Genomic DNA, 8,799 nt, shown 5'->3' on the forward strand with positions numbered 1-8,799 from the left:
AATTGCTGGAAGGACTCCACCTTGACAGAAAATTAGCCGTAGTCCGCCTGACAACCAGTCTGCGGAGCTATGAGCTGGATCTTCGAAAGGTCGACGAGAGAGAGGTGAAGGCCATGCGAAAAGTGCTGGCACAGATGAACTATGATCGTCGGATTAGGCTATCGGGCGTCTAACGAGTTCTTCGATCACGCGACCGCCGGAAGGTTCGCCTTTCTTTCGTGCGGTCAGTGACAGCGAGCATCCAAGATAGCTCCTGGAGCTTCATCGTGTAAGGGCCGGCAAATGGAAGGTCACGGCGTCTTTAGCAGCCGACTCTCGAACGTCCCCTATCTGGGGAACAGACAACATTCGAGTGTACGTGTGAAAGCTCACCCGAAAGGCCGCTCATGGCACTGAGTCCCTGCCGCTCTGAGACCCGGCAACCTGCAGGACCTGCTTTCGCCGGTGACCAAATCAATTCGCTCCTCGAAACCCTTGTCTCGCACGGCTGAGCGACCATGGTCGCGAGTTTCCGCGGCGAGTTGACAGAATTATTGCCGCAAGAGCGCCAGATTCAATACGGTTTGCGGTTGGTGAAGGCTTAGCAAACGCGCAGTATATCGCGATGAGAAAAAGGGCCGCTTATGCGGTAATGCTTCACGCCGTCCGGTACCTTAGAAAGGACCTTTTCTGAACGGCGTTACCGCCGAAGCAGGGTTCTGATGCTTTACGCCGAGGCTGTGTCTTACTGCGCGGCTGAAGCACCGACGGGGGCGTTTTGGGGGGCCTTCTTGTGCGCCACGTGGTGACTCACTTTATGCATGTGCTTCATCGTCTTGTGGGCAGGGGCCGGAGTCGTAGCAGTCGTAGTCGGAGCCGTGGCGGTCGCGGCCGGTGCAGAGGCCTGGGCGAACGCGACAGTGGCGAACAGCGATGCAATCAGGGCGGCAGCAAGCTTTTTCAAGTCATTCTCCAGAATAGGGGGGTGGCGAGGCGACGAACCTTTGCGTCGCCCAACCCCATAACGCATCGGACTCGGTTTCGTTGACGTCAGAAAGCTTAGTTGTTTTGGGAACTGGTCACAGACTCTTCACAAAAAGGTGCTACCTGGAGCTGGAATCGGCGCGCTGTTTCGATGTTGTGCCAATCCTGCGGCTGAACCGAGTGCATTGGGGCGTACCGCTTTCTACGCAATGAGCGCATCGACTGGCGCGACATGATGCAGCCGCACTGGAAGCGTACCAGTGCGCGAGATAAACAGCAACGCGGCAGAAATCCGCGTGCAGCTGAACGCCAGCCAAAAGGCTGGATCATTCGGGATCGACCTCGTCGCTTCACAGTATCTGCTATCGCAGATCAAGGACATCTTCTCGGGGAGCGGGGCGACGGCGATCGCGAACGGCTGGACCATCATGCAGATCGTCGGCTTCACCGCGGCGGTCTGGTCAGGCCTATTGCGCGTGCTCAAGGCGCGACGTCCCGTCAAGATCGAACAGAAGGGCGACGTGACGGCGGGTTGGATGACCCAAACGTGAACGAAGAATAGAGATTGACACAAGCGGTAGCATTATAAGGGCTACAAGGGTGCAGGCCATGTCGCGCCGATGTCGGATGGGCATTCCCGACCCCGTTGCCGCTGTTCGACCCCGCGCGACCACGGCGGTCTCTTCCAAGGTTAACGGCCATTCAGCAGTCTTTGGTGACTGGCCCCTCGTCTTGAGGTTTGTTCGACGCCTGCCCATGTCCGCGGGCTCGGGGGCGCGCGACGGCGCGTGCGGGCAGGCGTTGAATAAACCTGAAGGGAGGAAACCGCGAAGTGCCCCGATGCAATGGGAGTCTTCGGGGCTATGGCGATTGATGGGCCAGGATGCCCGGCGGTGTTGCGGGATGCGCGGCCAGGCGGGATGCTGGATGGGCGCTGATACCGTAACGAAGCGATGCAGTTGCGCAATCGTGATGGCGAAGCGGACGTGCGAGGGGCTGCGCGAAGCGACAGGCACAAACGTCCGCTCGTGGGCCGCGTTGCCGCAGAGCCGACGGTCGTGAGAGAAATCAAACGATATGAGTCGACGCGCTCAAACTATCGAACACCTCGAGCGTAGCGCCGAGGACAACGGCCTTAGACGCGCCCTCGCCGCGCGCCTTGACGGGGCATTCAAAAGGGGCCGGCATCGGTTCAGCCTACGCAGCGAAGTGGTCAGGCGTGAGTGAAGACGACGTCCAATATTGGCGGCGCGGAATCACGGTTCCGCCGCTAAACGCTTGTACGCGTCTCGCCGCTGTCCTCAATCTCGACGTTCACTGGCTCTGTACGGGGTAACCCCATGTCGCCTAGGCTGCCCTCCGTGAAAATCGCCGGGGTAAGGAGTCGGCACACCGTGAATCCAGATACGTCTCGATGCTCGCACCTCGGTCGGCGTCGCGGCCACGACGACGCGCATGCAGGCGATTCGAAGATAACGTGCGAAGCGTCTGTCGCAAAATCGGAGTATCGATATGAAGGCAGCTAAACTCAAACGCGCCTCCGAAGAGGCGCGGTGCCTGAGTGCGCATGAAATCGCGACGCTCTTGCGACTGCACGACGCACCTGTCGAGCTGATGGCGGTGACGCCGGATGTAATGGCGCTTCGCGAAGTCGGACTGGTCCAACTGCTTGAATCGGAACAAGGCCAAGCCAGGTTCGCACTTACAGCCATGGGAAATGCTGTATTGCGCGTGCTCGGGGCTGGATGATTCGATGTTTATCAATCGGACAAAGTGATGCGCGCGGTCGTGTTGAATTCCATCAAAGCGAAGGGCGAGTCTGAAAGAAAAGTCCTCCGGCTTTGAGCGGGTCTCGAGTCAGATGAACGGTGACGCGACTGAACTCAGTATGGCGCGCCGCCTGAGACAAGCAAAAAAGAGACCGCTTCGAACTTCTGAACTGGGCGCTCCCGCCTATTGTGCTGCTGGCATTTCTCGCCGACATGGCAGGCCTCGTGGCCGCGCTTGACATCGCGTTACCTGTCAGTGTCACTCAGGCCCAGCGGAATCGCCTCTTTGCGATGCTCCGTGAAGGCGAGCGGCGATACCGGGTACCCGCGGAGAACGGCGACCCGCTTGCGTACGGCGGAGGAATGCGAGTGCTTAGCCCGCCACCGGGGGCGGGCTAATGACATTTCCAAGATGCCAAAGGACCGTGATGCAAGCTCAGTGTAACGGCGATGCGCACTGCATCCATGCGGGCCAGCGAACCATCGGGGATGATTTCGAGCTTCACGCCAAACACCAAGGCGAGAGAGGCGCCATGTTTCAACCGGCCTGTGCCGCGCATGCCGCCAACAGAGCCGGAACCTTGGCTACACTACGCAGGAATCCTTCCAGACCGAAAGCGTCCACGCCGGACCACAAGAATTTCCGCGGCCTCGCGGCAGGGGCGTCCTGTCCGAACGGGCGCAGGAGAACCTTCCTTGGGCTATTAGCGAATCCGACGCCGATTCAATTGGCGCTCTCGGGTTTCGGGCATGTCCGAAGCGGAGCGTGCGGGCGGCTTCCACCCGCCCGGAAGTACGGTGGCAATTGCGTGCTTCATGATGGATTGCGAGCCACCGGGCGACGCCAGCTCGACGGTGTAGCGGTCGAATGATTCGATTTTTCCGGTCAGACGGATGCCGCTCTTGAGAAAGACGCTTACAGCGGTCTTGTCTCTGGACAACATCTGGAGAAACCCGTCTTGTACGGAGGATGGAAGGACCATGAGGAACTCCAGCGTTATGGACGTGAACAGTCGATGGTAATTCGGCTGCGGCATTCCATCAGGGCGAGTACGGGGAAATGCTGAGGTCTAACGGCTGCCCCCTCACAAAGCTGACCCGTGAGATTGCTGTCAGGGGGAGGTCAGGTCTCTTTTCTCGACCAGGGTATCGAAGGCTTCCCGCGCGTTCTTCAGTTCCTGCATGGCCGCCGCAAATCTGGCCAGTTGGAGCGACGACGGCAGCTCATTTGGGTCTTCTGCGTAGTGCGCTTCCAGCCGTAGTGACGCAGCTTGTACTTCGCGCGCGGCGCTCACCACGCGCTCAAGGGCGCATGCCTCGGCCGACACCTTTTTTCCTTTCATCGTCGTTGTGTCCTGGGACCGGGCACGACCACCGTCCGAGCGCGTCGGTGGGCGTTGTACCAGGCATATCCCGGCAAGCCCGTACCGGTATGTTTTGTCGGTCATTGTGTGCTCTCAAGTGCCGTCCAGAGCGAGGCTTTTGCCAGGTGCTCCTGTGCGGTCATGCGCCCTTTCTGGCTGAACAGTTTGTCTGTGTCTTTGGAATCGGCGCTCTTCTCGAACTCGTACACGAGCACTGTGCACTGGTTGTTCTTTGAGGTGGGTGTAAGTGTCACCGACGGGGGCGGATAATGCAGTCCGCTCGCGAGCAAGTGAGATACCTCTACGTCGGTTCCAGCAACTTTTCGGGAGTTGACCGGTTCATCGGTTACCACAAACGCCAACACCTGAAAGTAACCGTCCGGCGCAAGCACGAACGTCTTGAGCATACCCGGCACCGAGAACGAATCGATGTACGATATCTGCGTGTCCCAGCGCGCCGGAGGCGGCTTTGGCGTGCCGTCTTTCTCTGTCTGCTCGATGCGTGTGAGCAGCACAAATCCCCCCTTGATAACGAAATACCTGCGGTCACCGTAGCGTGCCTTGTCGAGCGCCGCATTTATCCGCGCAGCAGCAACGCCAAGTGTTGGCGCATCCCGGAAGACGGCATCACGAGGCAGGACGGTCGAAGCAGAGGGCATTGGTGGGGGTCAGGGGAAGCTTGCGCTTTCGGCAGGACGGCCGTTTCCCGGGCCACTCGCACAGGCCGCGAGAAGCAGGACGCCCGCCAGCGTTCGGACGGCTATGCTCGCGAAGGCGGTCACGGTCGCGCGCCACGAGGTCGGCCGGCCTGTTTTGCGGGAAAGCTCGCTGACTGTGTTGGTCTTGCGCAAGGAAATCATGGTGGTTCCTTTGGCAAAAACAGCGTAAGGCGACTGCACGGCTTCTGGAGTTTATATTGGAGAATTCGCGTCCTGTACAGTAACGCCCGAAGATATGTGCGCAGGCCCACATTCCGCTGGCTGCGTCCGACAAGGGAAGGAAGTGTCAGGCTATCGGGCCACGGCAGGTGCCGCTGCGGACCCTCCTAACTATACGGCGCTCGCCCGGGGGGCGATAACTCTAGTTGCATCTGCAACCAGCTCACGACTTCGATGTCGCGGAGCCGTGGAAACTCCGCAGTGGCTCCGGAGGAGGCGAGCTCCACCTACATATGCGAGCCCCGCTAGCGGTTGGCTGAACGCATCGAGAGCTCCGAACTGGAGACGGGTATTTCAGGCAGGCAGGGAGGAGTCGATGCTTTCCAACAGTCTCTGAAGCCGTTGCTGTTGGTTTGGCAAAAGTCCCGGCGTCGCAAGTGCCTGAAGAACTCGCCCACGCCAGTACGTTCTGGAGAACAGAGAATCCGCTCCTTCCGCCCCCATGTCCGTCGAATTTCTGTTAGTGGCAGTCATTGCATGCGCTCTGATTAACCTGCTTTTCCTGCCCGGCGTGCGTACGGGACGAACGACGGCATCTAACTGGTTTGTTATAAAACGTATAACAATATAGTTCGCATTTTGTCATCAATCAATACAACGGACAGGACGCGGCGATGACCCAATTACACGGCGCTGCCGCCGGCACATATTGTTAGCCACCGGTCCCGGGCGGGAACACCTGCCATGTGCCGTCATCGTGCCGGAAGAAAAAAAGCCCAATCGAACCTTCCGGGCGCTGTGCATCAACGCGTACGTAACGCTTGCGGCTAGAGCCTGTGCGAGTGAAACGGGTAACCCGAATCGGCGTCGCCGCAGTTGGCGTCAGCCATTTTTCAACCAGCGAACGCAGGGACCTTTCAGCCGTGTTCATCCGCTCCTCCTTCAGTCTCGTTGCCGTCGGCTCGGCGTTGCCCTGTGGCACTCGCCTCGATGCACCTCCAGCCGCGAGGAATGTGGTCGCTTCGCGTGATTGATACCGGACGAAATCAACCGCAGCTAGGGCAGGAGACCTGCGCAACGCCGCATGAAAATTTATGGCTCAGAGGACGGGTTCCGTGACGGCGTACGAGGCGCACTGGTCGCCTCCAAGCGTTCCGGGCGCCACTGACGGCCACCCGCAACCAACGCGAGCGGGGGCTCGCTTGGAAGATTTGACAGCAGTGAGCTACGACAAGACGCTATTACTTCTCATTGGCTTCGACCGGTGCTGCAAGCAGTCGAGTCCGCTTGGCCGAAGCCGATGCCACCGTGCTGATATTGCTCTCCGCAGTCTCCACCGCCTGCTTTGCGGCCTTCTTCGCAGCTTCGTACGTCGTGTTCGCCGTCTCGTTTGCCGTGGTGATGAACGTTTTCCATGCTGCCACAGCGGTTTCGCTTCCTGCCGGCGCTTTCTTCGCGAGGCTGTCGACAAAAGCCAGTGCATCTTGCTGGGACTGCTTGAGTTGCGCTTCGGCGACCGCCGCGAACTCGGCTTGAGTGCTGGAGATGATTTCGCAAACGTGGCGCCAGTACGACTGTGCCTTTTCTATGGTGGGTTGAGCGTGGCTTGCCTGTTGTGCGAACAACGCGTGCGGCTCTCCGCCTGAAAACGCCTTGACCAGGATTTCCTGATTTTCAGCGAGGCTTGATTTGACCGCTTGCACATTCAGCTCGGCCAGCTTTTCGATGCCGTCGAACGCTTTATTCAGGATAACAAACGTTGTTCCGACGCTGGTTTTCTGCGCGGCGGCTAATTGTTCAGGGGCAAGACTGCTCATCACTAACTCCATGGAGGGGAATGGGCCGAATATCTGGGAGACCGATGAACGGAGTCGCGAGCTATTAGCCACAGAGTGGGAACCGTTGGTGCGATGCAGCAATATTGGATTCTAGGGTTGAGTGCGTAAATGTCAATCGTTTGTTCAGTCGTGGCGGCGAACGGTGCGTGAGCGCACCGGCAAATGCCTTGTTGACGTTGAGGCGTAAACGTTATCTAGGTGAAAACCCGGTCTAAGGAGCGGGTCTCGCTGAAAATCCGGAAATGACCCTTTCCTCAGGTGAGTGCAATGCGCCAAAAGATAGACGTCCATCTTCAGGATGCGTTTCGGAGTGCTCTGGAGCATGCGAAAAGTCGTCGCCTCTGGTTTGCTTCCCTGTCTGCCTGCGGTGACCGTGCCGCCAACGGTTCACCTGACTGCAGGCGAACGCGTTGCAAAAATATTTTCGTTTCGGTCGTTTAGGCAGCGGCGAAGATTCTGGTATCGCGTCGCGGTCGACCCAAGACGCATATCCCTTGCGCGAGCCGTCATCGACGAACCCTGTCAGTGACGCCCCTTCTGAAGAATCTGGAAAAGCACGGTCGGTCGTTCATGGTTCGCATTACGGATGGATTAAAATCGTCTGTGCGGTTCTGCACATTCCTCGGCTGCAAAGAAGGGAAGAGCGAGCTTGATGTAGCGCAAAGATTTTCGCAGACTTATTTTTTCACTTGACGTCGATGTGCATGCGGATAAATAGTTGTGCATACAACAGTTACGAAAGTTCGGGGTCGAGGTGACGAGCGGGCCAATACGGAGTCACAAGGCTGTCATGGCGAACACGTAACTTCATTCGACGCCGCGAATGCGTTGGCGCTGAAACGCATAAAAAATAAAAGCTGAGAGACGTTAAACAAGATGAATCGACGTACCACGAATATTGGTCACCTCGAGCGTAGCATCGAGGACGACCGCCTCAGGCGGGCCTTGGCTGCCCGCCTTGACCGGGCATTCAAACGGGCCGGCATCAGCTCGGCGCGCGCAGCGAGGTGGCTGGGCGTGAGCGAATACGAGGTGCAATATTGGCGACGCGGAATCACCGTGCCGCCGTTGAACGCCTGTATGCGTCTGGCCGCCGTCCTCAATCTCGACGTTCACTGGCTTTGCACGGGGCACGCTCAGGTCGCCTAATCCGCATTTCGTGGAGATGGCGGAGTATGGAGTCGGCGTGCCGTGCGTCCGTATTCATCCTTGTGTTGTCAACTCAGTCCGACTGGCGCGCGGCGACGCGCCAGCCGGCATTTATAAGTCGACGCGGCAGGCGCTTGACGGAAAACCGGGGTATCGATGTGAAGGCAGCTAAACGTAAACGGTCGACTGATGACGTCCGGCGCTTCAATGGTTGCGAGATGGAGTTGGCGCGAGGTGCTTCGCATATCGCGAGCATGCTGTACGAGCACAGTATTCACGCGGCGGTCAGGGAAACCCTTCTCCAGTTCGAGGCATGTCACGGCCGCGAGGACCTGAAGGGATTTGCGGATGCACTTCTCGGGAGACTGGAGCAGCGCTGCAAGCCGGAGGCAGTCAAGGTGCTTCACCACTTTATCGAGCATGGTCGTCTGCCAGAGCAGACACCCGGCGTGCCGCCCAAACCTGTGTCTACCCGGAAGCCCATCGCCCCAAAGCAGCGATTCACCCAGTCACGGATGAGTCGGGCGGGTGCAATGACCGAAGCTGCCTGAACGCCACCGGACGGTGCGGCGGAAAGGGGGCTCGTCCGGCACGCACGTCGGAAACGCGGGGTAGCTTCCAGGCAAAAAGTACGTTGGTCCTTTAACCGTAGCAAGAACCAGAGATAGAACATGGCAAAGCGAATTGCGTACGTGACTGGCGGCATGGGTGGAATTGGAACGCTGATATGTCAGCGTCTCTATAAGGATGGGCTCACGGTCGTGGCCGGATGCGGGCCCAACTCGTCGCGACGGGAAAGGTGGTTGGCCGACCAGGCCGAGCTTGGCTTTTCCTTCAT

The 8,799-nt window shown here is 58.7% G+C and carries 11 protein-coding genes; 5 read left to right on the forward strand and 6 right to left on the reverse strand.

Annotated features, from left to right (window positions below; all coding sequences use genetic code 11):
* Positions 1–724: 724 nt before the first annotated feature.
* On the reverse strand, positions 725–943 hold the full coding sequence (locus tag GNZ13_RS12690) for a hypothetical protein (RefSeq protein ID WP_172164394.1): 219 nt from the start codon (positions 941–943) through the stop codon (positions 725–727).
* 280 nt (positions 944–1,223) lie between these two features.
* Here GNZ13_RS12690 and GNZ13_RS12695 point away from each other — a divergent pair, with 280 nt between their 5' ends.
* Positions 1,224–1,514: a hypothetical protein gene (locus GNZ13_RS12695; RefSeq protein ID WP_172164397.1), complete on the forward strand. Its 291-nt coding sequence runs from the start codon at positions 1,224–1,226 to the stop codon at positions 1,512–1,514.
* Between the two features lie 961 nt (positions 1,515–2,475).
* The gene (locus GNZ13_RS12700; protein WP_172164400.1) at positions 2,476–2,712 is read left to right on the forward strand and encodes a hypothetical protein; all 237 of its coding nucleotides are present in this window, start codon (positions 2,476–2,478) and stop codon (positions 2,710–2,712) included.
* A 724-nt stretch (positions 2,713–3,436) separates the two neighbouring features.
* On the opposite strand, the gene hfq is transcribed toward GNZ13_RS12700, so the two are convergent.
* The 5 genes from hfq to phaP all read right to left on the reverse strand — a co-directional run bounded on the left by hfq (position 3,437) and on the right by phaP (position 6,791).
* The gene (gene hfq / locus GNZ13_RS12705; RefSeq protein ID WP_172164403.1) at positions 3,437–3,715 is read right to left on the reverse strand and encodes an RNA chaperone Hfq; all 279 of its coding nucleotides are present in this window, start codon (positions 3,713–3,715) and stop codon (positions 3,437–3,439) included.
* Between the two features lie 129 nt (positions 3,716–3,844).
* A complete protein-coding gene (locus tag GNZ13_RS12710) occupies positions 3,845–4,075 on the reverse strand; it encodes a hypothetical protein (RefSeq protein ID WP_172164406.1) in 231 nt (76 codons plus the stop codon).
* Between the two features lie 101 nt (positions 4,076–4,176).
* A complete protein-coding gene (locus GNZ13_RS12715) occupies positions 4,177–4,755 on the reverse strand; it encodes a hypothetical protein (protein WP_172164409.1) in 579 nt (192 codons plus the stop codon).
* A gap of 931 nt (positions 4,756–5,686) precedes the next feature.
* Positions 5,687–5,905 (reverse strand): hypothetical protein, encoded by a 219-nt coding sequence (locus tag GNZ13_RS12720; RefSeq protein WP_172164412.1) that lies wholly within the window; start codon positions 5,903–5,905, stop codon positions 5,687–5,689.
* Positions 5,906–6,215: 310 nt separating this feature from the next.
* Positions 6,216–6,791, reverse strand: coding sequence for a TIGR01841 family phasin (phaP, locus tag GNZ13_RS12725; protein ID WP_172164421.1), 576 nt, complete (start codon positions 6,789–6,791; stop codon positions 6,216–6,218).
* Positions 6,792–7,688: 897 nt separating this feature from the next.
* Here phaP and GNZ13_RS12730 point away from each other — a divergent pair.
* The 3 genes from GNZ13_RS12730 to GNZ13_RS12740 form a co-directional block, all read left to right on the forward strand.
* Positions 7,689–7,961, forward strand: a complete 273-nt coding sequence (locus GNZ13_RS12730) for a helix-turn-helix domain-containing protein (RefSeq protein WP_172164415.1) — start codon at positions 7,689–7,691, stop codon at positions 7,959–7,961.
* A gap of 134 nt (positions 7,962–8,095) precedes the next feature.
* Positions 8,096–8,512, forward strand: coding sequence for a hypothetical protein (locus tag GNZ13_RS12735; protein WP_172164391.1), 417 nt, complete (start codon positions 8,096–8,098; stop codon positions 8,510–8,512).
* Positions 8,513–8,632: 120 nt separating this feature from the next.
* The coding region (locus GNZ13_RS12740) for an SDR family NAD(P)-dependent oxidoreductase (RefSeq protein ID WP_172164418.1) at positions 8,633–8,799 on the forward strand (167 nt) is incomplete at its 3' end.

Source organism: Paraburkholderia elongata (assembly GCF_013177735.1).
GTDB lineage: Bacteria > Pseudomonadota > Gammaproteobacteria > Burkholderiales > Burkholderiaceae > Paraburkholderia > Paraburkholderia elongata.

Excerpts from the sequence above, each read along its gene's own strand:
- GNZ13_RS12710 (WP_172164406.1), bottom strand. The coding sequence starts at position 4,075 with ATGAAAGGAAAAAAGGTGTCGGCCGAGGCATGCGCCCTTGAGCGCGTG.
- hfq (WP_172164403.1), bottom strand. The coding sequence starts at position 3,715 with ATGGTCCTTCCATCCTCCGTACAAGACGGGTTTCTCCAGATGTTGTCC.
- GNZ13_RS12730 (WP_172164415.1), top strand. The coding sequence starts at position 7,689 with ATGAATCGACGTACCACGAATATTGGTCACCTCGAGCGTAGCATCGAG.
- GNZ13_RS12715 (WP_172164409.1), bottom strand. The coding sequence starts at position 4,755 with ATGCCCTCTGCTTCGACCGTCCTGCCTCGTGATGCCGTCTTCCGGGAT.
- phaP (WP_172164421.1), bottom strand. The coding sequence starts at position 6,791 with ATGAGCAGTCTTGCCCCTGAACAATTAGCCGCCGCGCAGAAAACCAGC.
- GNZ13_RS12700 (WP_172164400.1), top strand. The coding sequence starts at position 2,476 with ATGAAGGCAGCTAAACTCAAACGCGCCTCCGAAGAGGCGCGGTGCCTG.
- GNZ13_RS12720 (WP_172164412.1), bottom strand. The coding sequence starts at position 5,905 with ATGAACACGGCTGAAAGGTCCCTGCGTTCGCTGGTTGAAAAATGGCTG.